Source organism: Achromobacter sp. GD03932, from assembly GCF_029839485.1.
Lineage (GTDB): Bacteria > Pseudomonadota > Gammaproteobacteria > Burkholderiales > Burkholderiaceae_B > Achromobacter > Achromobacter bronchisepticus_A.
This window is the reverse complement of record NZ_JAOCAT010000018.1, coordinates 64,983-87,664: the sequence shown is the minus strand read 5'-3', so window position 1 is coordinate 87,664 and position 22,682 is coordinate 64,983. Positions and strand designations below refer to the sequence as shown.

The window sequence follows — 22,682 nt, the reverse complement described above, 5'->3', positions numbered from 1 at the left end:
AATCATGAATTCACTCATCGATCGCCGTCTTAACGGGCGCAATAAAAGCGCCGTCAACCGGGAGCGTTTTCTCCGGCGTTACAAGAACCAGATCCGCAAGGCGGTACACGGGATGATCCGTGACCGCTCCATCCAGGACATGGACCAGGGCGGGGAGATCAACCTGCCCGCCCGCGACATCTCCGAGCCGTCCTTCCACCACGGCCAGGGCGGCGACCGCGAGATCGTGCACCCTGGCAACCGCGAGTTTGCCAAGGGCGACACCTTCGACCGGCCGCAGGGCGGGCAGGGGGAAGGCGGCTCCGAGCCGGGCGAAGGCGAATCGGTCGACCAGTTCACCTTCAGCCTGTCGCGGGCCGAATTCCTGAACCTGTTCTTCGAGGACCTGGAGCTGCCGCACATGGCGCGCACGCAGCTGGGCGAGGTCAGCCAGAAGAAATGGCAACGCGCCGGCTACACGACCACGGGTTCGCCCAGCATGCTGAGCATCAGCCGCACGCTCAAGTCCTCGCTGGCGCGGCGCGTGTCGCTGGGTGTAAAGGCGCGCGCCGATCTCGAGGATGCCGAGGAGCGCCTGGCCAAGGCGCTCGAAGCAGGCGCTCCCGCCGACGAGATCAAGGCGCTGGAGCAGGATGTCGAAGGCTGCCGCGAACGCCTGGCCCGCGTACCGTTCCTGGATGACCTGGACCTGCGCTACCGCAACCGGGTGTCGGTGGCCATCCCCATGGCGCGCGCCGTCATGTTCTGCCTGATGGACGTGTCGGGCTCCATGGACGAAAACAAGAAGGATCTGGCCAAGCGCTTCTTTTCGCTGCTTTACCTGTTCCTGTCGCGCAAGTACGAACACGTGGACCTGGTCTTCATCCGCCACACCGACAACGCCGAGGAAGTCGACGAACATACCTTCTTCTACGATCCCAAGAGCGGCGGCACCATCGTGCTGTCGGCGCTGGAACTGATGCGCGAGATCCTGGAGAAGCGCTATCCGCCGACCGCCTGGAACGTGTATGCGGCGCAGGCCAGCGACGGCGACTCGTTCGGTGCCGACGCGGGCAAGAGCGCGCGCTTCCTGGCCGAGCACCTGCTGCCGGCCACGCGCTACTTTGCCTACATCGAAGTACCCGACTCGCAGGAGGCGCGCAAGAGCAGCCTGTGGGCGGAATATGAACAGAAACTGGAGCCGCATTTCGTCATGCGGCGCATCTGCGAACGCGGCGAGATCTTCCCCGTGTTCCATGACCTGTTCAAAAAGGAAACCGCATGAATGCCATCGTGGGAGCGCTCGTGGAACCGGAGGCCGCCGGCAGCGCCCGGCCCATCTCCCAGGGTTCCGAATGGACCTTCGAACTGATCCAGTCCTATGACGACGCGATCTCCAAGGTCGCCGCCGAATACGGACTGGACACCTACCCGAACCAGATCGAGGTAATCACCTCGGAACAGATGCTGGACGCCTACGCGTCGGCCGGTCTGCCCATCGGCTATCCGCACTGGTCGTACGGCAAGGAATTCATCCGCAACGAGCAGTTCTACCGCCGCGGCATGCAGGGGCTGGCGTACGAGATCGTCATCAACTCCAACCCTTGCATCTCCTATCTCATGGAAGAGAACTCCATGACGATGCAGGCGCTGGTGATCGCCCACGCCTGTTACGGCCACAACTCGTTCTTCAAGGGCAATTACCTGTTCCGCCAATGGACCGACGCCGACGGCGTGCTGGACTATCTGGTCTTCGCGCGCAAGTACGTCATGTCCTGCGAGGACCGCTACGGCATCGATGCGGTCGAAGCCTTGCTCGACTCCTGCCACGCGCTCTCGCACCACGGCGTGGACCGCTACAAGCGCCCGACGCCCATTTCCTACAAGGAAGAGGCCGCGCGCCAGGCCGAACGCCAGGAGCACGCCCGGCTGCAGTACAACGACCTCTGGCGCACCCTGCCGCGCCTGGAGGCCGACAAGGACACGCACGTCGAGGCCTCGGTGTTCCCGCCGGAGCCCGAAGAGAACCTGCTGTATTTCATCGAGAAGTACTCGCCCAAGCTCGCGCCGTGGCAGAAGGAGCTGGTGCGCATCGTCCGCAAGATCGCGCAGTACTTCTATCCGCAGACCCAGACCAAGGTCATGAACGAAGGCTGGGCCACGTTCTGGCACTACACCATCCTGAACCGGCTGCATGAAAAAGGCCTGGTCAACGACGGCTTCATGATGGAGTTCCTGCAAAGCCACACCAACGTGGTCAGCCAGCGCGGCTTCGATGAGCGCGGCTACGGTGGCATCAACCCGTACGCGCTGGGCTTCGCGATGATGTCCGACATCCGCCGCATCTGTGAGGCGCCCACGCCCGAGGACCGGCGCTGGTTCCCCGACATCGCCGGCGGCGACTGGCTGAAGACGCTGGACTTCGCCATGCGCAACTTCAAGGACGAGTCCTTCATCTCGCAATACCTGTCGCCGCGCCTGATCCGCGAGTTCCGTTTCTTCGCGATCTCCGACCACCAGGCCAACCCCAAGCTCGAAGTCGCCGCCATCCACGACGACGAAGGCTACCGCGACATCCGCCGCCTGCTGGCCGCGCAACACAACCGCGACAACATGGTGCCGGACATCCAGGTGGTGAGGTTCAACCGCGACTCGGATCGATCGCTGGTGCTGCGTCATCTGAAGAGCCGCGGCCGTCCGCTGGCGGGCGAGGACGCCGAACAGGTGATGAAGCACCTGGCCCGGTTGTGGGGCTTCAGGGTGCGGCTGGAGGAAACCGAGCCGGACGGCACCGTCAGCTCCTATCGGGAACAGGACCCGCCCGCGTCGGCCTCCTGACGGCTGAGCGGGGGGCAGGGGATGCTTACAGCGTCCCCTTTTCTTTGTGCGCTTGTCGGCGTTATGCGAAATCTGCTAGAATCGCGGATTCGCATTTTCTGCAGCGGCTTGCCCGCAGCGAAAATCGCAGATAGGACAGGTGGCCGAGTGGTTGAAGGCGCACGCCTGGAAAGCGTGTATACGTCAAAAGCGTATCGGGGGTTCGAATCCCCCTCTGTCCGCCAGGATTCGCACAGCAATGCCGTGCACCGAAAAACCCGCAAGCGCCCAAGCCTTGCGGGTTTTTTGTATTTGCGCGGCATAAAAAAAAACGCCGCCCGGCGTCAACGTGCCGGGCGGCGTTTTTAACCGGAACGCTTACGCGCCCACCGGCTTCCCATCAGTACGCCGCACCACCACCGTCGCGGAACGCGCATCGCCGCCGCCGGCGCGCAGGGTGTTCCACGCCTGGTTCGGGTGCTGGATGTTGATGAAGAACGTGGTCAGGTCCGGCGTGTAGGCGATGCCGGTAATCTCGCAGCCCAGCGGGCCGACCAGGAAGCGCTTGGATTCGCCGGTCTTCTGGTCGATGTAGTACATCGAGTTATTGCCGAAGAAGTCCGTGGTCGAGGCGCTGGTGCCGGCGTCGGTCTGGACCCACAGGCGGCCCTTGGGGTCGACGCGGATGCCGTCGGGACTGGAGAAGGTGTCGCCGTTGACGTTGCCGGTCAGGTTGGCGGCCACGCCGTCGGCCTTGTCGCGGCCGGCCAGCAGCAGCAGGTCCCACTCGAAGGTGGTGGCCAGGGGCGAGTCGCCGCGCTCGTGCCAGCGGATGATGTGGCCGTGCGAGTTGCTGACGCGCGGGTTGGCGGCGCTGGTGCGCTTGCGGCTGCCGTTGTTGGTCAGCGTGCAGTACACGGTCTTGTCCACGCCCACCGTGATCCACTCGGGGCGGTCCATCAGCGTGGCGCCGGCGACGCGGGCGGCGGCCCCGGTGTTGACCAGCACGTCGGCCTGCGTGTTGAAGTTGACGAGCTTGCCGGTGATCACGGTGCCGCTGGCGACTTGCGTGAAGTTGCCCGGATCGGTGGCGCCGGCGGTCAGGTTGTTCTTGCCTACCGTCAGTTCGACCCAGTTGCCGCTGCCGTCGTCGTTGAAGCGCGCGGCGTACAGCGTGCCTTCGTCCAGCAGGCCCATGTTGGCGGCGCGGTTGGCCGGGTCATAGGGTTTGCTGGGCACGAACTTGTAGATGCAGCCGGGCGTGGTGTCGTCGCCCATGTAGAAGGCGACGCGGTTGTTCTCGTCCAGCATGAAGGCCGTGTTCTCATGGCTGAAGCGGCCCATCGCGGTGCGCTTGACGGCGGTCGAGTCCGGGTTCTGCGGATCGATCTCCACCACCCAGCCATAGCCCTGGTCGGCCGGCTTGCCGGCGTCGCCGGTCTTGTAGTGGTAGTTGTTGAGCGTCTCTTCGCAGGTCAGGTACGTGCCCCAGGGCGTGTCGCCGCTGGCGCAGTTGTTCAGCGTGCCGACGACGGTGTCGCCGACCAGCGACTTGGCCGGGCCGCTGACGTTGTAGACGGTGTTGCCGGTGTAGCGCTTGTTGTAGCGCGAATCGGTCTTGACGGCCCAAACGCCGTTGGCGCCGCGGGCGATTTCGATGACGGATACGCCGACGTTGGACAGGCGGGTCTTCACGCCCTCGACGCTCTGGTCCAGGGTCTCGTCGTCCAGTGATTCGTGGTTCAACACCAGCAGGCCGCCCTGGTTGGGGTCGACGCCGGGCAGGGCATAGAAGTGCATGCCGTCATGTTGGCCGCCGGATTGGGTTTCCGTGGCGGGATAGGACTGCGGCACGCCGGCGTAGCCGACCGAGCCGATCATGCACTTGTCGCCGGCGGAATACAGCACTTCAGCCACGTAGCCCGCGGGTACGGTGACGGTGTCGGCGACGATCTTGTCGGCCAGCGGGGTGAACGTGACGGAGTAGTCGGGGCCGGGGGTCGGCTTGGAGCCGCCTTCGCCCGGTTCGTTGCCGGAGGGGGCGTCATCGTTATCGTCATCGTCGCTGCCGCCACAGGCGGTCAGCAGGGTCGATGCGCCGAACACGGACAACATTGACAGGCCGAAGCTGTTCTTCAGCAAAGTGCGGCGCTGGGGATTCGCGGCGACGATCTCGTCGAACATCTGCCCGGGGACGGTGACTTCACCTTGGGCTTCGCGATAGGGGGCGCGCAATTTATCAGTCAAGTGGGACATTCCAACCTCATAGAGTCGCGAACGAGTCGCTCAGTTATCTGTAAGCAAAACGAAAGCGAGGTTAAAGGTCGGTCGTTACAAGGGGGTGACGATAGTGTGAAGTCCTTGTGGTGGGATGAGTAGTCCGCCGCCTGGCCGAGTTGCGGTTCGACGCAAGGCCGAGGCGGCGGTCGAGGACGGCTTAACCGCGCGTGCCGACGATGGGTGTGACGTCCAACACATACATCTGCCGCTCGCCTTCATGCACGGAGTCGATGCAGACCTGGGTGCCATCGCGGCTCCAGCGCGGATGCAGGTCGCAGCGGTTTTCCTTGGACAGATCGGGATCGGCGTAGAAACTGCCCAGCGAGTGGCGCAGGCCGGTCCGCATGTCGTAGAGGAACAGGATGCGCTCGTGCGTGGTTGAGTCCGGATAGGTGTCGCTGAGCAGCCAGCGCGTGCTCACGGGCGAATAGGTCATGTGGCCGTTCTCGGTCAGCACGCCATCGCCCACGACCTGGACCGCGCCGCCGGGCGCGTCGCGGTAGAGGTGGTAGTGGATGCTGCCGTCATGCGGGCCCCACACGATGATGGTCTGGTCGTCGCGCCACAGCGGATGCGAGATCTGGTATTCGGATTTCTCGTAGTCGAAGGTGCCGACCGCGCTGGGATCGAAGTCGTTGGCCAGTTGCGGCAGCGGATGGTCGGAGCATTCCAGCAGGCGCATGTCGCTGCCGTCGGCATTCATGGTGATCAGCCGGTGCAGGAAGCAGGTCTCGTCCTTGACGCGTTCGGTCCAGCGGTGCAGGAACAGGATGCGCGAGGACGACGGATTGATCTCGATGTGGCTGACCCAGTGGATGGCGCGTTCCATCGAGTCGCGCGGATGGAAGTTGCGCAGGTCGGCGTAGCTGACCAGCAGGCGATGCGCACCGCTTTGCAGGTCCATGCTATGGATGCCGTCGTCGGCCGGGGCATTGGATACCGGGCCGGGCGCGTGTTCGCTGTAGCCGATGGTCTCGTGCGTGATGTAGAGGCGGCGGTAATCCACGCAGAGCGCATAGCGGCTGTTGGGCGCGGCCACGTAGATGGGCAGCGGCAGGTGGCGCGTCTGGCCGGTGGCGACGTTGTGGACCGCGGAGCGCAAGCCCGGATAGAAGCCGCTGTCGTCGTCGCGGCGGCAGTTGTAGATCATCTGCGGCTCGGACTCGCCGTCCAGCCATTGCAGCTGGCAGCCCATCTGCCAGTTCCAGGCCGTGGTGCTGCCGACGGCGTGGTAGCGGTCGCCGTCCTGCAGGTCGAAGTAACCCACCTCGGCGCTCAGCTCTGGCGTGAGCCGCGCGTCCTTGAACGGCGTGCGGTTGGCCAGCAGATAGCGGCCGTCGCGATGCCAGACGGTCTTGTTGTAGTAGCCGAAGAAATGATGGTGCGGCGTGGTGCCCAGGCGGCGGCAGGCGATGGGCGTGGCGAGCATGCGGTTCATGGATGGCGGAGCAAGGATGAAATCGGAAAGAAAAAAGGGCGGCGCAGGCGCCGCCCCGGGCGTTCAGCCCGCGGTGATGTGTTCGGTCTCGATGACCTTGTTCCAGCGGGCGCGTTCGCGTTCGACGAAGGCGCGCGCGTCGGCGGGGCTGTTGCCCACCGGGGTCATGCCCAGGCGCTCCAGGCCTTCACGGAATGCCGGGTCGGCGTAGATGCGGCGCAGGTCGTCGCTGATCTTTTCGATCAGCGCATCGGGCACGTCCTTGCTGGCGGCCAGCGTGGTCCAGGACGTCACCGTCAGGCCGGGCAGGCCGGCTTCGGCGGCGGTGGGCACGTCGGGCAGGGCCGGCGAGCGCGTGGCGCCGGTGATGGCCAGCGCTTTCAGCTTCTTGGCCTGGATGTAGCCGATGGTGGTGGGCACGTTCTCGAACAGCAGCTGGATCTGGCCGCCCAGCAGGTCGTTGGTGGCGGCGGAACTGCCGCGGTACGGGATGTGCACGATGGGAGCCTGTGCGGCCATCTTGTAGAGCTCGCCCACCATGTGCACGGACGAACCCACGCCGGCCGAGCCGAAGTGCAGCGTTTCCGGCTTGGCCTTTGCCAGCGCGGTGAGTTCGGCCAGGGTGTTGGCTTCCAGCGCGGGGTTGGCCACCACCACGTGCGGCATTTCGGCCACGATGGTGATCAGCTTCAGATCGCGGGCCGGCTGGTAGTTGAGGTTCTTGTAGACCCCGTAGGTGGCATGCAGGCCGATGGAGCCGAGCAGCAGGGTGTAGCCGTCCGGCCCCGAGTCGGCGACGAACTTGCCGCCGATGTGGCCGCCGGCGCCGGGGCGGTTTTCCACCACCACCGATTGGCCGTAGAGCTTGCCCAGGTGTTCGGCCAGCAGGCGCCCCTGGATGTCGGAGCTGCCGCCCGCGGTGAAGGGCACGATGATGCGCACCGGGCGGTCGGGATAGTTGGCTTGCGCATGCGCGGCCAGCGGCAGGGCGGCTGCCGTCAGGCCCAGGCACAGCGTTTGCAGGAGTTGGCGCCAGGAGCGGCGGAGGTTCATGTGGTTTCCCGTGGAAGGTTGGGTAGCGCGGGGGGCGCATCTGGCGGCGCCCTTGGGAAAACCAGTGTAGGAGTCGGCGGGTATTTGAAAAAATTCTTTTTTCAACATAGGCTATGCAAGTTTGCTATACATTGCCCCGCCATGAGCCGACCCCTGAATTTCCGCCAGATCGAAGCCTTCCACGCGGTCATGCTGGCCGGCACCACTACCGGCGCGGCGCAGATGCTGCGCACCACCCAGCCCTCGGTCAGCCGGCTGCTGGCGCAGGTGCAGCAGGCCAGCGGCCTGAAGCTGTTCGACATGGAGCGCGGACGCTTGCGGCCCACGCGCGAGGCCAAGGACTTGTTCGATACCGTGCAGCGCCATTTCGTGGGGCTGGAGCGCATCGAGGACCGCGTCGCCGCGATGCGGCGCAGCGGCAGCGGCGTGTTGCGGCTGGCCTGCACCCCCGCGCTGGGGCTGGGCGTGCTGCCCGGCGCGATCGAGACCTTTGCGCAGCGCTATCCAGAGGTCCACATCAACATGCAGACCGTGGGCAGCCAGTATCTGCGGGAAGGGCTGCTGCACGGCACCTACGACCTGGTGGTGACGACCGCGCCCATGGACGGCGCGCAGCTGGAAATGCGGGTCTTGCATGAAAGCGCGGCGGTTTGCGTCATGAGGCCGGACCATCCGCTGGCCGCGCAGCCGTCCGTCGACATCATGGACCTGGACGGGCGCCGCCTGCTGGTGCTCAATGCGGATGACGACGTCTATCTGCAACTGCGCGGCGCGATGCAGGAACACCGGGCGCAGCCCGCCTCGGAAATCGAGACCACCTATTCATCCACCATCTGCGCGCTGGCTGCCGCCGGCAGCGGCTTGGGCGTGGTCAATCCCTACATTGCCGCGGTGTTCGCAGACCGTTTGGCGATACGGCCGTTCACGCCGCGCCTGCCGGTGCGCGTCAGCATGGCTTACCCCGCACAGACCGCGCCGTCGTCGGTGACCGAAGCTTTCGTGGAGATCCTGGCGCGCGGCTTTCAGGCGCAGCCGGGCGCGGCCTGAGCGCTGCGGAGGCCGCGCCCGGCTCGCGTATCATCTTGCTATCGCGCCGGCTCAGCTCTTGCGGTTTTCGTAAGAAGTATCCAGCACGTCATCTTCCGGGGTGATGATGCCGGGTTCGCCGGGTTCCGCAACGGCGCGTCCGCGCCGCGGCATGCCGGCGACCTCCTTGCTGTGGTCCGCCATCGGCAGGATTTCGGTGCCTTTGCGCGGGTCGACGGCGACGGGGTGTTCCGTTTCGGCGGCCTTGGCCGCCTGCGGATCGGGGGCGGTTTTCAACATGATGTCTGCTCCGCTTGCGGGCGTCCCGGGATGGCGACGCGCCTGGTTGCCACTTCCATCTTAGGGCCGCGCGGCCTGCCCGGAGCAGGAATGCCTGTCACGTTTGCAAGGGGCTGTTGCAGGAGCTCGAACCTTATAATTTCCGACGCCTCGCGGCTTGCCGCAAGCCGCCCGGTTTCTCACTTTCCATACGCCTACCTTGACTGAATCCGTCGAACGCTCCGTCCATGCTGAACTCGTTGCCGTGCTGGTCGCCGTCACCAACGGCGAGCCGCGGGTGCTGACGACCGACGATGCGCGCGCCTTGCCGGCTGGCCCCTTCGAACTGTCGCACCGTTCGCTGCAGGCCGGCCTGCGCGCCTGGGTGGAGGAGCAGACCCATCACCCCTTGGGTTACGTGGAGCAGCTCTACACCTTCGCCGACGGCGACCGCTCCGATGAATCGGGTGCGCGCGTGATGTCGGTCAGCTACCTGGGCCTGACGCGCGAGGCTGGCGAGACCGGCGTGGCGCAAGTGGGCTGGCAGGATTGGTACCGCTACTTCCCCTGGGAGGACCGGCGCGCAGGCACGCCCGCGCTGGTGGAAGACATGATCGTGCCGCGCCTGGCCGCCTGGTGCGAAGACAGTAGCGATGCGGCCGTGCGCATGCGCCGCCGCCAACGCGCCGCCATCACCTTCGGGCTGGACGGCTCGCCCTGGAACGAGGACATGGTGCTGCAGCGCTACGAGCTGCTGTTCGAAGCGGGGCTGGTGCCCGAAGCGGCGCGGCGCGGAGGCAAGGGCGCCGTGGTGCCCGGCGAACCCATGCGCCACGACCACCGCCGCATCCTGGCCACCGGCATCGCCCGGCTGCGCGCCAAGATCAAGTACCGGCCCGTGGTGTTCGAATTGATGCCCGCGCAGTTCACCTTGCTGCAATTGCAGCTGGCCGTGGAAGCGCTGGCCGGGCGCGGCCTGCACAAGCAGAATTTCCGCCGCCTCATCGAGCAGCAGGCGCTGGTCGAAGAGACCGGCGAAATGGCCACGGGCACGGCCGGCAGGCCGGCCAAGCTGTTCCGTTTTCGCCGTGACGTGCTGCTGGAGCGCGCTATTGCGGGGAGCAAGTTGCCGCTGTCTCGGGCAATGTGACGTTGAGATGCGTCACGCTTGAGAGTCCAAGTCACCCAAGAGTTTTAGCGGCTCTCGCGGGTGTGCCACAGCCGTAGCACGTGGACAACCGCATCCTGGATTTCGTAGCGAATCTCGTACTCTCCAACCAGGATTCTTCTCACCTCTCGTGGTTCGAATTGGAACAGTTGTTCGCCAATACGCGGGTTGGTCTGCAGGATGGTTGGCGCTTTGGCCAACGCCTGCACAGCCCTGGTGGCAGCGGATTTGTTTACTGGGGCCAGGAATTCATACAAGCGCACTAAGTCGGACAGCGCTTTGCTGGTCCATTTGAGCGTCATCAACGTGGCACCGGCAGCGGCTCGTCAGTGCCCAGGCTTTCCGCCCACGCCTGCACAGCCAGATGGTCGACGACGCGGCCCGCGTCTACGTCGGCCAATGCTTCCTGGGTTAGCCGATCGCGTTCCTCTTCCTGGGCGATCCAGGCCGAAAGCGCCTGTTTCATGATCCAGCCGCGCGAGCGTTCAAGCCGTGTGGCCATCTGATCGACCTTGTCGGCAAGCGGAAGCGGCACGTGTGTGGTTAGAACTTTGGTTGCTGCTGTCATGTTGCACCTTTAATAAGAACTTGATCTTGCCTGCTCCTGGCGACGCCGTGATTAGCGCGAGGCAGATGTCGGACTCGATGACACGCTAATGATCTCGAAATAATCACAGTGATTAAAATTTAATCGATCACTCAAGCCATTTCAAACTGGACGGAAAATGGCTGACGCTTGACAAGCCTTATGCTCGTCTCTAGCATAAGTGGTGCGCAATCCCCGCGCGCCTTTTTTTAACTGGTAAATACTCAAAATGAGCATTAAAGCCGAAGCGCCTCAGACCACCGCCCGACTGCCCGTTCCCCCTCTGCCGGAAGTCATGCTGGAGCCGCTGGTGCGCGCGGCCTTGCTCGAGGATCTGGGACGCGCCGGGGACCTGACCACCGATGCCATCGTGCCCGCCGACGCCACGGCGCAGACCCGTTTGGTCGCGCGCCAGGAAGGCGTGCTGGCCGGGCTGGACCTGGCGCGCCTGGCGTTTCGCGCCATGGACCCCGCCATCAAGTTCGAGGTCGCGCTGCGCGATGGCAGCGAACTGCAGCCGGGAACGGAAATCGCCCGCATCAGCGGCAACGCGCGCGCCATGTTGACGGCCGAGCGCGTGGCGCTGAACTTCCTGTGCCACCTGAGCGGCGTGGCCAGCGCCACCGCGTCCATCGCCCGCGCCATTGAAGGCTACGGCGCCCGCGTCACCTGCACCCGCAAGACCATGCCGGGCCTGCGCGCCGTGCAGAAGTACGCGGTGCGCGTGGGCGGCGGCAGCAATCACCGCCACGGCCTGGACGACGCGGTGCTGATCAAGGACAACCACATCGCGCTGGCGGGCGGGGTCGCGACGGCGGTCGAGCGCGCGCGCGCCGGCATCGGCCACATGGTCAAGATCGAACTGGAAGTGGACACGCTGGAACAGCTGGAAACGGCGCTGTCTCTGGGCGTGGATGTGGTGCTGCTGGACAACATGAGCCTGGACGATCTGCGCCGCGCAGTGGCCATGGCGCGCGGCCGCGCCATTACTGAAGCCTCGGGCCGCATCACGCCCGAAACCGCCGCCGCGGTGGCGGCCACCGGAGTGGACCAGATCGCGGTGGGTTGGATCACCCATAGCGCCAAGGTGCTCGACATCGGTCTGGACGCCTGAGCCTTTCCGCCGGCCGCCGGCCGGCATTGCCCATGTCCCCGCGCGCTTGCCGCGCAGGGACGCTTGCAAGCCCGCATCATGAATCGCCTGCTTAGCTCTGTTCTTGCGTTCCTGGTTTTGCCCCTGGCCGCCTGCGGCAATTCGCCTTCGGGCGAAGCGCCCAAGGACGCCGCGTATCCCTCGCACCCCATCACCATCGTGGTGACGTTTCCGCCGGGCGGCGGCACCGACTTGCTGGCGCGCCGCATTGGCGCGAGCCTGCAGGAGCAGTTTGGCATGGCGGTCGTGGTGGAAAACCGTCCTGGCGCCAGCGGCAACATCGGCGCGCGCGCCGTGGCGGAAGCCCCTGCCGACGGCCATACGCTGCTGATGGTCAACAGTTCCTTCGCGATCAATCCCGGGGTTTACAGCAATCTAGGCTTCGCGCCCAAGCGGGACTTTGCGGCGGTCATCAACGTGGCCTTCGTGCCGTCCGTGTATGTGGTGCCGGCGGTTTCGCCCTGGCGCAGCCTGGACGATGCGCTGGCCGCCGCCACGCCGGACCGGCCGCTGGCGTTCGCGTCCTGCGGCAACGGCACGCCGCAGCACCTGGCCGGCGAGATGCTGGCGCGCGCCACCGGCGCGCCTCTGCAGCACGTGCCTTACAAGGGTTGCGGACCGGCGCTTACCGACGTGACCGCGGGCCAGGTCGGGGTCGGCGTGGTCACCGCGTCCAGCGCCGCGCCTTTGATTGCGGCCGGCAAGTTGCGGGCGCTGGCCGTGACCTCGCCGGCGCGTTCGCCGTTGTTGCCGTCGGTGCCGACGGTGGCCGAGCAGGGCGTGCCCGGCTACGCGCTGGACCAGTGGCACGGCCTGCTGGCGCCGGCAGCCACGCCGCCCGCGGTGGTGGCCAAGCTGAATGCGGCGGTGGCGAAGATCGTCCAGCGCCCCGATGTGCAGGCGGCGTTGCGTGAACAGGGCTTCACGCCGGCCAGCAGCACGCCGCGGGAATTCCAAGCCATGATCGATGCGGATATCGACCGTTATACCGCCTTGACGCAGGCGATCGGCCTACGCGCCGACTGAGCCGGGCGCAGGCCGGCCAGCCTCAGGCCACGGCGGCCCGGGCGTGCTGCTCGAGCTGTTCCTTCAGGCCCGGCTGCAGCTTGAGCTGGCGCGCCAATTCGTCCAGATAGGCGCGTTCCATATAGCTTTCCTCGTCCACTACCAGCAGGCTGGCCAGGTACATCTCGGCCGCCATTTCCGGCGTCTGCGCGGCTTGCGCGATCACGGACGGATCCAGCGGGCGCGACAGTTCGGCTTCAAGCCAGCGACGGTCTTGCGCGTCCGAAGACAGCTTGGACAACTCGGTTTCGAGCAGCGCGCGTTCTTCCGGGCCGATGTGGCCGTCGGCCTTGGCCGCGCCGATCATGGCCGTCAGCACCGCCGTGCTGTGCTGCTCGGCCTGGGGCGCGGGCAGGCGGTCCAGCGTCTGCGGGGGAGCGGCAGGCGCGCCGGCCTGGCTGCGTTGCCAGTCGCCATAGGCGCGGTAGGCCAGGGCGCCCAGCGCCGCCATGCCGCCGTACATGGCGACCTTGCCGCCGATCTTGCGGGCCTTCTTGCTGCCCAGCAGCAGTCCCAGGGCGCCCGCGCCCAGCGCGCCGCCGCCGAGGCCTGTCAGGAAGGACGAGCCCTTGCCACCCGTGGCGTTCTGCACCCGGCTGGTGGTGTCCGACAGCAGCCCTTGCCCGGACTGCAGCAGTTGATCGAGGAGTTGTCTGGCGCTCATGCGGCCCCCTTTAAAGTTTGCTCAGGTATTGCGGATAGAGATATCCGACCGGAGTGGGCGGCAGAAGTTCAGCTTACAGTCAGTTGCTTCTGCCTGGGTCGTCCTTGCGCGCCCGCCAGGTGATACAACGTGGTCTGGGGGCGGCCGCGGCGGCCGCCCGTCAGGACCCGTTACCAGGAGACAGGACCCATGAGCATCCGCGTGCGCCAGAATGCGCCCAACACGCTGCAATTCACCGCCACGGCCGAAGGCCACGATCTGCCGCTGGACATGCCCCAGCCTGCCGGCGCCGGCCCCGATCCTCACGACTACTTCGATACCGCGTTGGGCGGCTGCAAGGCCATGACTTTGATGGTCTACGCGCAGCGCAAGGGCCTGCCGTTGGAGTCGGTGGGAGTGGAGGTGGTGCGCGACGCCAGCGAGGAGCGCAAGGGGATCTACCGCTTGACGGCCAAGCTGACGCTGAACGGCGAGTTGTCCGACGCGCAGGTAGACGAATTGCTGGCGGTGGCCGAGAAGTGCCCGGTGCACAAGCTGATGACGGCGGTGGACGTGCAGGTGTCGACCGTGGTGGTGCAGCCGGCCTGACCAGGCCGGCTGCGGCGGCTGGGGCCGGCGGCCCCGCCGCGCGCGGACTCAGTCTTCCATGCCCGGGACGATGGTCGAGAAACCGGCGTCCACGTGGGTGATCTCGCCCGTCACGCCGGCGGCCAGGTCCGACAGCATGAAGGCGGCGACGTTGCCCACGTCTTCGATGGTGACGTTGCGGCGCAGGGGAGCCTGGGCTTCCACGAACTTCAGGATGGCCGAGAAGTCCTTGATGCCGCTGGCGGCTAGCGTCTTGATGGGGCCGGCGGAAATGCCGTTGGCGCGGATGCCGCGCGGGCCCAGCGCCGTCGCCAGGTAGCGCACGCTGGCTTCCAGCGAGGCCTTGGCCAGGCCCATGGTGTTGTAGTTCGGAACCACGCGTTCGGCGCCCAGGTAGGTCAGCGTCAGCACCGAGCCGTTGCGGCCTTCCATCAGCGGCAGGGCGGCCTTGGCCATGGCGGCGAAGCTGTAGGCCGAGATGTCGTGCGCGATGCGGAAGCCTTCGCGCGACAGGCCGTCGAGGAAGTTGCCGGCGATGGCTTCGCGCGGGGCGAAGCCGATGGAGTGCACCAGGCCGTCCAGGCCGTCCCAGTGCTGGCCGAGTTCGGCGAAGGCGCCTTCGATCTGGCTGTCTTCGGCCACATCGCAGGGCAGCACGATCTTGCTGCCGAATTCGGCGGCAAATTCGCCTACGCGGTCCTTGAAGCGGTCGCCCACGTAGGTGAACGCCAGTTCGGCGCCTTGTTGGTGACAGGCGCGCGCGATGCCGTAGGCGATGGATCGGTTGGAAAGCACCCCGGTGACCAGGATGCGCTTGCCGGCGAGAAAGCCCATATTTCTATCCTTTGATTTTTTCCCTCTGGAATCCGCCTATTTTAAGGAGTTTGCGCGGTTTCGCGATATGAAAATCCCTGGGACGCGTCCGACTGGCATGGGCCTCAGGACGGTTTTCCGGGCGGCGGGAACAGGCGTACGAAACTGGCGAGCAAGGGATCGCGCTGGTCGGCGCGCCAGACCAGCTCCAGGTCGAACGTCAGGTCTATGCCGCCGACTTCCTTGAAGACGACGCCGGCCGGGCCGTGTTGCCGGAACGAGGCGGGAATGACGGCGCAGCCCAGTCCGGCCGACACCAGGCCGAGGATGGTGGGAAGATCGGTCGCCACGGCGGCCGGGCGTGTCACCGGAATGCCGGCGGCCTTCAGGATGCGGACCAGCGCGTCATAGTGCGAGGGCGATCCGGCTCGCGGGAACAGGATGAATCTCTGGCCCGCCAGGTCCTTGAGCGTGCGGATCTTGCCGACGCTGCGCGCCACCGCCGCGGGCATGGCCAGCAGCATGCGGTCTTCATAGATTTTCATTCCTTCCACTTCGCCGTCGAGCGGAGAGCGCCAGGCGACGACGCCCGCGTCCAGCTCGTGGCGCTTGATCGCGTCGAGCTGCCAGGCCGACAGGCCGGATTCCAGCTGCACGTCGGTGTCGGGCGAGGCGCGCGACAGGGCGGCGATCGCCTGTCCCAGGCCGGGCAGCCAGCTGTAGCCGGGCATGATGCCGATCTTCAGCGAGCCCGCCTTGCCGTGGGCCGCCAGCGCCACCTGCGCCCGCAGGGTTACAGAACCCGCCAGCATCAGTTTCGCCTGGGCGAGCAGCGCCTCGCCGGCGCGCGTGAGCGCCACGCCGCGCGGCAAGCGCACCAGCAGTTGCGCGCCGAACTCCTCTTCCAGCGCCATCATCTGGCGCGACAGCGCGGGCTGGGCGATATGCAACGCTTTCGCCGCGCCCGCCACGCTGCCGGCTGCGCACACCGCCGCGAAATAGCGCAACTGCCTCAACTCCATGCCATGCCTCCTGGGCATATGTACAAAACATCAAAAGTATTTGTTGCTGATCGGTCAAATACCTATATTTTCCCGATCGAAACCCATAACGTATACCCAAAAGGTCTATGACGAAACCGACATTCCGCGAGTCGCCTCTATTGCGTGACCGGCGGGTCGCGCATCTGCCGGCGCGCAACCCGCACTGCGCGACGGCGTTCACCGACATCGATCTCGACGCGCCTGGACGCCAGGCGGGCTTCCTGCACATCCCGCAGTCGCCGCACGAAGACGCCTGGGGCACGGTGCGCATACCCATGGCGGTGCTGGCCAATGGCGACGGCCCCACCGTCATTCTGGAAGGCGGCAATCATGGAGACGAGTACGAAGGCCAGATCGTGCTGGGCGAACTCATCCGCGACCTGCCGCTGGACCGCGTCCGGGGCCGCCTGATCATCATGCCCGCGCTCAACGCGCCGGCGGCTGAAGCCGGCCTGCGCACCTCGCCGCTGGACGGCAAGAACCTGAACCGCACGTTTCCCGGCGACCATGCGGGCAGCATCACGGAACAGATCGCCGCCTACGTCAGCGACGAACTGTTCTCGCGCGGCGACGCGTTTCTCAGCCTGCATTCCGGCGGTTCGTCGCTGGACATCATTCCCAGCGCCCTGGTGCAGCCCTCGCAGGATGCCGCGCAAACCCAGCGCAACATCGATGCCGTGATGGCCTTCGGCGCGCCCTTCAACGTGATGCTGGACACGCTGGGCGACACGCGCACCAGCGTTGCTTCGGCGGTGGCGGCGGGGCTTACCTGCGTCAGCACCGAGATGGCGGGACGCGGCACCGTGACCGACAGCGCGCTCGCGCTGTGCCGCGCCGGCGCGCTGCGAGTGCTGGCGCATTGGGGTGTGCTGGACCAGGCTTGCGCCCAGCCGCTGGCGGCGCAGCCCGCGCCCCTGTGCAAGGTCAGCGGCGCGAAGTCCTATGTCATCGCCTCGGATCGCGGCGTGTTCGAGGCCTATCATCGGCATGGCGAGGCCGTCGAGGCCGGCCAGCCCGCAGGCCGAATCCACCAGACCTTCGATCCGCGGCGTGCGCCGGTTGAACTGGTTTACGGGACCAGCGGCGTCATCTTCGCCAAGCGCCATCCCGGCATCGTCGTGCCCGGCAACGTTTGTTGCGTCGTGGCCAGCGCGGTCTGATTTACTCATTCTTGAAGAACGGAACATGGCAATCCATATCGAAACCCCGGCGCTCGCATCCCGCGCCTTCTCCCTGCGCAGCGGCAAGGACGTGCGCCTGAAGATGGAGGCGCTGCAGCCCAGCGGCTCGTTCAAGGCCCGCGGCATAGGCCATGCGTGCCAGATCTACAAATCCCGCGGCGCCCGGCGCTTCATCTCTTCGTCCGGCGGCAACGCCGGGTACGCGGTGGCCTACGCCGGCCGCATGCTGGCCACGCCGGTGACCGTGGTGGTGCCTGCCACGACCTCGGAACGCGCCAAGAGCCTGATCCGTTCCGAAGGGGCGGAAGTCATCGTGCATGGCGCTTCCTGGATGGAAGCCAACGCCCGCGCGCTGGAACTCATGACGGAGGCGGACGCGTTCCTGCATCCCTTCGATGACCCCTTGCTGTGGGAGGGACACGCAACCATGATCGACGAGCTGGCCCGGCAAGGCGGCCGACCGGATGCGGTCATCTGCTCGGTCGGCGGCGGCGGCCTGCTGTGCGGCGTGGTCGAGGGCCTGCGGCGCAACGGCTGGGCGGACGTGCCGGTGATCGCGGCCGAGACGGCCGGCGCCGACTCCTATGCCCAGGCCCTGGGCGCGGGGGCGCCGGTGCTGTTGCCCGAGATCCGGTCCATTGCGACCTCATTGGGCGCGCGGCAGGTCTGCGACCGCGCGCTGGACCTGGCCAAGGAACATTCCATCGAGAGCGTGGTGGTGTCGGATGCCGCCGCGGTGGCGGCTTGCGAAGACGTGTTGCTGGAGCACCGCATCCTGGTCGAACCCGCCTGCGGCGCCTCGGTGGCGGCGCTGGACAGCGGTTCGGAGTTTCTGAAGAACGCCCGCTCGGTGGCGGTGATCCTGTGCGGCGGCGTGGGCGTCACGGCGGGCCAACTGGCGCAATGGAGCGCGCAGTTCGCGGGTGTTAGAGGTTAAGGAGTTGGTTTTGGCGCTTTCAGGGGGCGTCTTCGAGGACCGCTCCCTAGTGCCTCCATGTATCGACCTCAGTTCGTCTGCCAGCTGTCTCCGGGCATGATGCGTTTCATGAATTCGTCGAAAATAGGCACGGTAAATGCCGTGTCGCCATGAGTGGGACTCCAGAGCATGCCTTTGACAATCAGGGAGCCACGAACGGGTCCAAAGGAGGCAACGGGCCGGCCTAGCTGTTGCGCAATATCACCGGATCTGTGAGGGCCGGGTCCCAATTCCGCCATGGCGCGCAAGTACTTTTTTTCGGCTGGAGTAAGCCGATCGAATCGGACGCGAAAAAAACCCTCATCCAATGCTGCGACGGCTTCGCGAGACGCGTTCTCGACGTCTTCGGCAGTGATCGGGCTCGCCGTTGCGACATCCCATGCGCATTTTCCCCACTCTTGCAGGAAGTATGGATACCCCTGCGTTACGGCAATGATCGAATCGATCGCGGCTAGCTCAACTTCGACGTTCTCGTTGTTTGCCGGCACGTTGATGGCCAACGTTGCGTCAGCCGTGTTCAACGCCCCAATCTCGGCAAATTTGAACAGTCGTTCCGCATAGGACTTCGCCTGGCCCATGCGACCGCGCAGCTAAGGTAGTCCTGCGCCGACCAAGGTAACGGGCAACTGCTGTTGAGCACACCGGTGCAGCGCGGAGATCAGTGCCGCCAGTTGCGCTTCTTCAACGTATTGGAGTTCATCAATGAAGAGGGCGACCACGGTATCCGCTGCTCGGGCTGCACGGCCAACTTGCTCAAGCAGCGCTGCAAGGTCCTCTTCCAAGTCTCCGTTGTCGGCAAGACCGGGTTCTGGTTCGTAATCGAAGCCGACTTCGATGTCCGTAAACGAGACCTTGAGCCTTCTTGCGAAGCCGGCCAAACCTCTTAGCCCCCTGATCGCGATATCTTTGGCGGCCTCCACTCTGCTTAGGCGCAGGAGGGCCAAACGCAGTTGGGGCGCCAGTAGTGCTGGCAATGACTTGTTCTCAGGGGCCTCGACGCGAACGGTGTGCGCGCCTCTATCTTCCGCATCGGATCGCATCTTGTCCAAGAGCACTGTCTTTCCGACGCCGCGAAGGCCGAGCAACAAGACGCTCTTGGCTTGCTTGCCCAGCTTGAGGCGTTCCAAGCACACGCGCACGTCCTCGCGGATGTGGTCACGTCCCGCGAGTTCGGGAGGGGGACTGCCTGCGCCTGGCGCGTATGGGTTCAGGACAGGGTTCATGTGTACGGAAATTAGCGAAATTATCCTAAATCGATAATTTCACTAATTTCGCTATCAACAAGTCTAAGAGAAGAGAGCTAGGTATGCGGCAAGCGAACCTGCCAATCAATCTACTGCGGGCCGTTCCCTATGCAGCTTGTTGCGCTTGCGCTTGACGACGCATGGTTTCTCGGCCGATTGGGAGCAATTTTCCATAGAAATCACCGGCCGAAAATGGACCGACCCCAGAAGTCGGACACTAGTCCAACTTCTGGGGTCGTTTCATGGTGCGTCTTTATTGTTTCTGCGCCAATCAGCCGCGGGCGTTGGTACCCGGCACGCGCAGCTGCGAGCCCACCTTCAGGGCGCTGCCCTTGATGTTGTTGAGCGCGCGCAGCGCGTCGACCGAGGTGCCGTACTGCTTGGCCAGCGAGAACAGCGTGTCGCCCTGGCGCACCTTGTGGGTGCGGACATTGGGGCGGGCGCTGGCCACGCGGGCAGCCGGCGCCTGGGCGGCGCGGCCGCGCGGGGCGGCAGCCTTGTTGTCCGACGGCGCCGAGTCCAGTGCGCCCACCGGCGTGGCCAGCGAGGCCAGTTGGACGCCGCCCGTGCCGGGCTCGCCCGGCACCAGCAGGGATTGGCCGGAGGCGGATTTCTGGCGCGAACCGATGTCGTTGGTCTGGCGCAGCGTGGCTTCGCTCACGCCGAAACGCTTGGCGATCGAGGCGTAGGATTCGCCGCGGCGCGAGTGGTAGATCTTCCAGGCGCTGAGATCGCCCTTGTAGTTGGTCAGGTTGGCGTTGAAGATTTCGACACGGTCGGCCGGTAGCAGCAGGGTGGGGCCGTGGTCGCCGCGGATCACGGGGCGGTTGAACGAGGGGTTCAGGGCCTTGAATTCGTCCAGCGGCATTTCCGCCAGCTTGGCGGCGATTTCCAGGTCGATGTCGCTGTTCTTCTGGACCGTCACGAAGTAGGGCGTATTGCCCACCGGGGGCAGGGCCACCGCATAGCGCTGCGGATCGGCGATGATGTTCTTGATGGCCTGCAGCTTGGGCACGTAGTTGCGGGTTTCGTCGGGCATGTTCAGGGACAGGTAGTCCGTGCCCTGGCCGGCCGCTTCGTTCTTGGCCATGGCGCGTTGCACCGAGCCTTCGCCCCAGTTGTACGAGGCCAGCGCCAGGTACCAGTCGCCCTGCATTTCAAACAGCTTTTCCAGGTAGTCCAGCGCCGCGTTGGTCGAGGCGATGGGGTCGCGGCGCTCGTCGCGCCACCAGTCCTGCTTCAGGTTGAAGTGCTGGCCCGTGGCCGGCACGAACTGCCACAGGCCGGATGCCTGGGCGCGGGACAGCGCGGTCGGGTTGTAGGCGCTTTCGACGAAGGGCAGCAGCGCCAGCTCGGTCGGCAGGCCGCGGCGGTTGATCTCGTCGACGATGAAATACAGGTACTTGCCGGCCCGTTCCGCCATGCGCTGCACCGACTCGGGGTGGGACGCGTAGTAGTCGGTCCACTGCTGCGAGAGGTCGGTGTTCAGGTTGGGAATGGCGAAACCGCGGCGGATGCGGTCCCAGGCGTCGGCGGGCGGGTTGGTCAGGTCAACCGTCCGGGACGTGTCGCGGGCGATGTATCGCCCTTGCGAATTGGTGGTGAGGTTCTTGCTATCGGGGGCTTTGGTTCCTGCGCAACCGGCGAGGACTGCCAGCATGAGCGGCAGAAGGAGTCGGGATAGATTCATCAGGTTGTCACTTGAAATCGTTCTTCCATTCACGAAGGGAGGCAAAAACCTCTACCGGCGTAGCGTGGCTGCGGCCGGCCCAGCGCTCTGCGGCGTGGACGACCTCAACTTCTTGCGTGCGCAAAAACGGATTGGCCGCGCGTTCCTGCCCGATGGTGGACGGAAGCGTGGGAAGACCTTCTGCTCGTAATTGCTGGGCCTGCTGGTGCCACTGTTGCAGGCTGCGGTTGGCCGGATCGACTGCCAAGGCCCAGCGCAAGTTCGCTAAAGTGTACTCGTGTGCGCAAAAAACCTGTGTATCTGGCGGTAAAACAGCAAATTTCCCTAAAGAATCATGCATTTGCGCCGGAGTGCCTTCGAAAAGACGGCCGCAGCCCGCCGCAAACAGGGTGTCGCCGCAGAACAGAACCGGCTCCAGACCGGCCGCGCGGCCGTAGTAGGCGATGTGGCCGGCGGTGTGTCCGGGAACGTCCAGCACGGCCAGGTCCAGGTCCAGTTCCGGGATCGCCACGCGGTCGCCCTCCGCCAGGCGCACGTCGCAGCGCGGCAGCTGCTCATGCGCGGGGCCGTATACGGTGATGCCCTCGATGCGGGACAATTCCGGTACGCCGCCCACGTGGTCGCCGTGATGGTGCGTGAGTAGAATGGCGCGCAGTCTCAAGCCGTTCTGGGCCAGCCAGTGCAGCACCGGGCCGGCGTCGCCGGGATCCACCACGGCGGCTTCATTGCCGCGGACGATGGCCCAGATGTAGTTGTCATTGAAGGCGGGTAGCGGCAAGACCGCGGCGTTGCGATCGCGGCCGCCTGTGGGGGCGGTCAAGGCTTGCATGGGATTCGAAGGAATAGAACGTGGCAGAAGATACTCCGCCGATTGTAGAACTGGCCGAATGGTTCCAGACGCCGCCGGGACAGTACGTGCTGGCCTGGGAGCGGGCGCAGTTCGACGCGGCTGTCGCGGACGTGTTCGGATATTACGCCTGGCAGGTGGGCCTGGCGGACATGAATCTGCTGCGCGCCAACCGCATGCCCTTCAAGGGCTACGTGGGCGGCGAGACCCCGTCCGCGGAAAGCACGGCCGCCTGGCAGTCGCGGGTGGTGCTGGCCGAACCCGAGGCCTTGCCGTTCGAGTCCCAGAGCGTGGACCTCCTGATCCTGCCGCATGCCTTCGAGTGCGCGGAGGATCCCCACAACGTGCTGCGCGAGGTCGAGCGCGTGCTGGTGCCCGAAGGGCGGGTGGTGATCTCGGGCTTCAATCCCTGGAGCATGTGGGGCGCGCGCACGCGCATGCCCGGCATGGAACCCTGGCTGCCGCAGCCGCCGTCATCCCAGGTGTCCCTGCCGCGCCTGAAGGACTGGTTCAAGCTGCTGTCGCTCGAGGTCGAGAGCAGCCACTTCGGCTGCTACGCGCCGGCCTGCCGCAGCGAAAAGTGGCTGCAGCGCTGGTCCTTCCTGGAGTCGGCGGGCGCCCGCTGGTGGAGCGTGGGCGGCGCGGTCTATCTGGTGTCGGCCGTCAAGCGGGTGGCCGGCATGCGTATCATTGGCCCGGCCTGGAAGAAGGCCAAGCCCAAACGCGCCCGCGCCGCGTCCGTGGTGGTCAACCGCCACGCGGACGACGGCTCCTGATGGGCCCAGCCCCGCG

General features: G+C 65.6%; 23 protein-coding genes and 1 tRNA gene. 11 read left to right on the top strand and 13 right to left on the bottom strand.

Annotated features, from left to right (window positions below; translation table 11 throughout):
- Positions 1–4 precede the first annotated feature (4 nt).
- From N5C88_RS17880 to N5C88_RS17870, 3 genes are all read left to right on the top strand, one after another.
- Complete coding sequence (locus N5C88_RS17880) at positions 5–1,264, top strand: YeaH/YhbH family protein (RefSeq protein WP_059372901.1); 1,260 nt, start codon at positions 5–7, stop codon at positions 1,262–1,264.
- Positions 1,261–2,817: a SpoVR family protein gene (locus N5C88_RS17875; RefSeq protein WP_118932560.1), complete on the top strand. Its 1,557-nt coding sequence runs from the start codon at positions 1,261–1,263 to the stop codon at positions 2,815–2,817. The genes N5C88_RS17880 and N5C88_RS17875 overlap by 4 nt, the downstream gene beginning before the upstream one ends.
- A gap of 133 nt (positions 2,818–2,950) precedes the next feature.
- Positions 2,951–3,041, top strand: a tRNA-Ser gene (locus tag N5C88_RS17870).
- A gap of 133 nt (positions 3,042–3,174) precedes the next feature.
- Here N5C88_RS17870 and N5C88_RS17865 read toward each other — a convergent pair.
- The 3 genes from N5C88_RS17865 to N5C88_RS17855 all read right to left on the bottom strand — a co-directional run bounded on the left by N5C88_RS17865 (position 3,175) and on the right by N5C88_RS17855 (position 7,567).
- Positions 3,175–5,052, bottom strand: a complete 1,878-nt coding sequence (locus N5C88_RS17865) for a PhoX family phosphatase (protein ID WP_280015908.1) — start codon at positions 5,050–5,052, stop codon at positions 3,175–3,177.
- Positions 5,053–5,233: 181 nt separating this feature from the next.
- Positions 5,234–6,514 (bottom strand): hypothetical protein, encoded by a 1,281-nt coding sequence (locus N5C88_RS17860; protein ID WP_280015907.1) that lies wholly within the window; start codon positions 6,512–6,514, stop codon positions 5,234–5,236.
- A 63-nt stretch (positions 6,515–6,577) separates the two neighbouring features.
- A complete protein-coding gene (locus N5C88_RS17855) occupies positions 6,578–7,567 on the bottom strand; it encodes a tripartite tricarboxylate transporter substrate binding protein (RefSeq protein WP_280015906.1) in 990 nt (329 codons plus the stop codon).
- Positions 7,568–7,708: 141 nt separating this feature from the next.
- On the opposite strand from N5C88_RS17855, the gene N5C88_RS17850 reads away from it, so the two are divergent.
- On the top strand, positions 7,709–8,614 hold the full coding sequence (locus tag N5C88_RS17850) for a LysR substrate-binding domain-containing protein (protein WP_280015905.1): 906 nt from the start codon (positions 7,709–7,711) through the stop codon (positions 8,612–8,614).
- A gap of 51 nt (positions 8,615–8,665) precedes the next feature.
- Here the strand turns inward: N5C88_RS17850 and N5C88_RS17845 are convergent, their stop codons facing one another.
- The gene (locus N5C88_RS17845) at positions 8,666–8,893 is read right to left on the bottom strand and encodes a hypothetical protein (protein WP_059372911.1); all 228 of its coding nucleotides are present in this window, start codon (positions 8,891–8,893) and stop codon (positions 8,666–8,668) included.
- A gap of 199 nt (positions 8,894–9,092) precedes the next feature.
- Between N5C88_RS17845 and N5C88_RS17840 the strand changes: the two genes are divergently transcribed.
- A complete protein-coding gene (locus N5C88_RS17840; RefSeq protein WP_280015904.1) occupies positions 9,093–10,022 on the top strand; it encodes a hypothetical protein in 930 nt (309 codons plus the stop codon).
- 44 nt (positions 10,023–10,066) lie between these two features.
- Here the strand turns inward: N5C88_RS17840 and N5C88_RS17835 are convergent, their stop codons facing one another.
- Positions 10,067–10,342 (bottom strand): type II toxin-antitoxin system RelE/ParE family toxin, encoded by a 276-nt coding sequence (locus N5C88_RS17835; protein ID WP_118932564.1) that lies wholly within the window; start codon positions 10,340–10,342, stop codon positions 10,067–10,069.
- Positions 10,342–10,608 (bottom strand): ribbon-helix-helix domain-containing protein, encoded by a 267-nt coding sequence (locus N5C88_RS17830; protein WP_118932565.1) that lies wholly within the window; start codon positions 10,606–10,608, stop codon positions 10,342–10,344. The genes N5C88_RS17835 and N5C88_RS17830 overlap by 1 nt, the downstream gene beginning before the upstream one ends.
- Before the next feature lie 247 nt (positions 10,609–10,855).
- On the opposite strand from N5C88_RS17830, the gene nadC reads away from it, so the two are divergent.
- Together nadC and N5C88_RS17820 are read left to right on the top strand one after the other, a co-directional pair.
- Positions 10,856–11,740 (top strand): carboxylating nicotinate-nucleotide diphosphorylase, encoded by an 885-nt coding sequence (gene nadC, locus N5C88_RS17825; protein WP_251877984.1) that lies wholly within the window; start codon positions 10,856–10,858, stop codon positions 11,738–11,740.
- 78 nt (positions 11,741–11,818) lie between these two features.
- Positions 11,819–12,805: a tripartite tricarboxylate transporter substrate binding protein gene (locus N5C88_RS17820; protein ID WP_118932566.1), complete on the top strand. Its 987-nt coding sequence runs from the start codon at positions 11,819–11,821 to the stop codon at positions 12,803–12,805.
- Positions 12,806–12,827: 22 nt separating this feature from the next.
- On the opposite strand, the gene N5C88_RS17815 is transcribed toward N5C88_RS17820, so the two are convergent.
- Entirely contained in the window at positions 12,828–13,508 is a 681-nt protein-coding gene (locus tag N5C88_RS17815; protein WP_280015903.1) for a tellurite resistance TerB family protein, read from the bottom strand.
- 189 nt (positions 13,509–13,697) lie between these two features.
- Between N5C88_RS17815 and N5C88_RS17810 the strand changes: the two genes are divergently transcribed.
- Positions 13,698–14,096, top strand: coding sequence for an OsmC family protein (locus N5C88_RS17810; protein ID WP_059372921.1), 399 nt, complete (start codon positions 13,698–13,700; stop codon positions 14,094–14,096).
- A gap of 48 nt (positions 14,097–14,144) precedes the next feature.
- Here N5C88_RS17810 and fabI read toward each other — a convergent pair whose 3' ends face one another.
- Both fabI and N5C88_RS17800 read right to left on the bottom strand, forming a co-directional pair.
- Positions 14,145–14,930 (bottom strand): enoyl-ACP reductase FabI, encoded by a 786-nt coding sequence (gene fabI, locus N5C88_RS17805; RefSeq protein WP_013391441.1) that lies wholly within the window; start codon positions 14,928–14,930, stop codon positions 14,145–14,147.
- 104 nt (positions 14,931–15,034) lie between these two features.
- The gene (locus N5C88_RS17800; protein WP_280015902.1) at positions 15,035–15,931 is read right to left on the bottom strand and encodes a LysR family transcriptional regulator; all 897 of its coding nucleotides are present in this window, start codon (positions 15,929–15,931) and stop codon (positions 15,035–15,037) included.
- Positions 15,932–16,038: 107 nt separating this feature from the next.
- On the opposite strand from N5C88_RS17800, the gene N5C88_RS17795 reads away from it, so the two are divergent.
- Positions 16,039–17,112, top strand: a complete 1,074-nt coding sequence (locus tag N5C88_RS17795; protein ID WP_280015901.1) for a succinylglutamate desuccinylase/aspartoacylase family protein — start codon at positions 16,039–16,041, stop codon at positions 17,110–17,112.
- Positions 17,113–17,137: 25 nt separating this feature from the next.
- The gene (locus N5C88_RS17790; protein WP_280015900.1) at positions 17,138–18,070 is read left to right on the top strand and encodes a pyridoxal-phosphate dependent enzyme; all 933 of its coding nucleotides are present in this window, start codon (positions 17,138–17,140) and stop codon (positions 18,068–18,070) included.
- Between the two features lie 68 nt (positions 18,071–18,138).
- On the opposite strand, the gene N5C88_RS31440 is transcribed toward N5C88_RS17790, so the two are convergent.
- The 4 genes from N5C88_RS31440 to gloB form a co-directional block, all read right to left on the bottom strand.
- Positions 18,139–18,687, bottom strand: coding sequence for a hypothetical protein (locus N5C88_RS31440; RefSeq protein ID WP_347881403.1), 549 nt, complete (start codon positions 18,685–18,687; stop codon positions 18,139–18,141).
- 12 nt (positions 18,688–18,699) lie between these two features.
- Positions 18,700–19,332, bottom strand: a complete 633-nt coding sequence (locus N5C88_RS31435) for an ATP-binding protein (protein ID WP_347881402.1) — start codon at positions 19,330–19,332, stop codon at positions 18,700–18,702.
- A 292-nt stretch (positions 19,333–19,624) separates the two neighbouring features.
- On the bottom strand, positions 19,625–21,043 hold the full coding sequence (locus tag N5C88_RS17780) for a transglycosylase SLT domain-containing protein (protein WP_059372931.1): 1,419 nt from the start codon (positions 21,041–21,043) through the stop codon (positions 19,625–19,627).
- A gap of 7 nt (positions 21,044–21,050) precedes the next feature.
- Positions 21,051–21,872, bottom strand: a complete 822-nt coding sequence (gene gloB, locus N5C88_RS17775; protein WP_059372934.1) for a hydroxyacylglutathione hydrolase — start codon at positions 21,870–21,872, stop codon at positions 21,051–21,053.
- Between the two features lie 20 nt (positions 21,873–21,892).
- Here gloB and N5C88_RS17770 point away from each other — a divergent pair, with 20 nt between their 5' ends.
- Positions 21,893–22,666: a class I SAM-dependent methyltransferase gene (locus tag N5C88_RS17770; RefSeq protein WP_118932570.1), complete on the top strand. Its 774-nt coding sequence runs from the start codon at positions 21,893–21,895 to the stop codon at positions 22,664–22,666.
- The last annotated feature ends 16 nt before the right edge of the window (positions 22,667–22,682 follow it).

Bases quoted from the DNA above. Each gene is read 5' to 3' on its own strand.
- N5C88_RS17830 (WP_118932565.1), bottom strand. From the start codon at position 10,608: ATGACAGCAGCAACCAAAGTTCTAACCACACACGTGCCGCTTCCGCTT.
- nadC (WP_251877984.1), top strand. From the start codon at position 10,856: ATGAGCATTAAAGCCGAAGCGCCTCAGACCACCGCCCGACTGCCCGTT.
- gloB (WP_059372934.1), bottom strand. From the start codon at position 21,872: ATGCAAGCCTTGACCGCCCCCACAGGCGGCCGCGATCGCAACGCCGCG.
- N5C88_RS17790 (WP_280015900.1), top strand. From the start codon at position 17,138: ATGGCAATCCATATCGAAACCCCGGCGCTCGCATCCCGCGCCTTCTCC.
- N5C88_RS17880 (WP_059372901.1), top strand. From the start codon at position 5: ATGAATTCACTCATCGATCGCCGTCTTAACGGGCGCAATAAAAGCGCC.
- N5C88_RS17815 (WP_280015903.1), bottom strand. From the start codon at position 13,508: ATGAGCGCCAGACAACTCCTCGATCAACTGCTGCAGTCCGGGCAAGGG.
- fabI (WP_013391441.1), bottom strand. From the start codon at position 14,930: ATGGGCTTTCTCGCCGGCAAGCGCATCCTGGTCACCGGGGTGCTTTCC.
- N5C88_RS17850 (WP_280015905.1), top strand. From the start codon at position 7,709: ATGAGCCGACCCCTGAATTTCCGCCAGATCGAAGCCTTCCACGCGGTC.
- N5C88_RS17865 (WP_280015908.1), bottom strand. From the start codon at position 5,052: ATGTCCCACTTGACTGATAAATTGCGCGCCCCCTATCGCGAAGCCCAA.
- N5C88_RS31440 (WP_347881403.1), bottom strand. From the start codon at position 18,687: ATGGGCCAGGCGAAGTCCTATGCGGAACGACTGTTCAAATTTGCCGAG.
- N5C88_RS17855 (WP_280015906.1), bottom strand. From the start codon at position 7,567: ATGAACCTCCGCCGCTCCTGGCGCCAACTCCTGCAAACGCTGTGCCTG.
- N5C88_RS17810 (WP_059372921.1), top strand. From the start codon at position 13,698: ATGAGCATCCGCGTGCGCCAGAATGCGCCCAACACGCTGCAATTCACC.
- N5C88_RS17795 (WP_280015901.1), top strand. From the start codon at position 16,039: ATGACGAAACCGACATTCCGCGAGTCGCCTCTATTGCGTGACCGGCGG.
- N5C88_RS17860 (WP_280015907.1), bottom strand. From the start codon at position 6,514: ATGAACCGCATGCTCGCCACGCCCATCGCCTGCCGCCGCCTGGGCACC.
- N5C88_RS17875 (WP_118932560.1), top strand. From the start codon at position 1,261: ATGAATGCCATCGTGGGAGCGCTCGTGGAACCGGAGGCCGCCGGCAGC.
- N5C88_RS17820 (WP_118932566.1), top strand. From the start codon at position 11,819: ATGAATCGCCTGCTTAGCTCTGTTCTTGCGTTCCTGGTTTTGCCCCTG.
- N5C88_RS17835 (WP_118932564.1), bottom strand. From the start codon at position 10,342: ATGACGCTCAAATGGACCAGCAAAGCGCTGTCCGACTTAGTGCGCTTG.
- N5C88_RS31435 (WP_347881402.1), bottom strand. From the start codon at position 19,332: ATGAACCCTGTCCTGAACCCATACGCGCCAGGCGCAGGCAGTCCCCCT.
- N5C88_RS17845 (WP_059372911.1), bottom strand. From the start codon at position 8,893: ATGTTGAAAACCGCCCCCGATCCGCAGGCGGCCAAGGCCGCCGAAACG.
- N5C88_RS17800 (WP_280015902.1), bottom strand. From the start codon at position 15,931: ATGGAGTTGAGGCAGTTGCGCTATTTCGCGGCGGTGTGCGCAGCCGGC.
- N5C88_RS17780 (WP_059372931.1), bottom strand. From the start codon at position 21,043: ATGAATCTATCCCGACTCCTTCTGCCGCTCATGCTGGCAGTCCTCGCC.